At 63.4% G+C, this 344-nt stretch carries 2 protein-coding genes; both read left to right on the plus strand.

The genetic code is table 11. The features are described from left to right. Positions 1-241: acyl-CoA dehydrogenase family protein (locus tag HX846_RS32360; RefSeq protein ID WP_256740200.1), on the plus strand; the 241-nt coding region annotated here is incomplete at its 5' end. Positions 242-255: 14 nt separating this feature from the next. After that, positions 256-344, plus strand: an 89-nt coding sequence (locus HX846_RS39930) for a hypothetical protein (RefSeq protein WP_256740202.1), incomplete at its 3' end; no start/stop codon positions are given.

Genomic DNA, 344 nt, shown 5'->3' on the forward strand with positions numbered 1-344 from the left:
CCAGGCCTGCGAGCGCGGCGAAACCACGCGCAAGGACGCCGCCGGCGTGATCCTCTACAGCGCCGAACGCGCTACCCAGATGGCCCTCGACGCGATCCAGATTCTCGGCGGCAATGGCTATATCAATGAATTCCCGGCTGGTCGTCTATTGCGTGACGCCAAGCTGTATGAAATCGGTGCCGGCACCAGTGAGATCCGGCGCATGTTGATCGGTCGCGAACTGTTTAACGAAACCCGCTGAACGGAGCGCGCACCATGGCTACCCTGCACACCCAGCTCAACCCGCGCTCGGCGGAATTCGCCGCCAACAGCGCGGCGATGCTCCAACAGGTCGACGCCCTGCA

Origin of the sequence: Pseudomonas sp. K5002 (genome assembly GCF_013386655.1) — a bacterium.
Taxonomy (GTDB): Bacteria; Pseudomonadota; Gammaproteobacteria; order Pseudomonadales; family Pseudomonadaceae; genus Aquipseudomonas.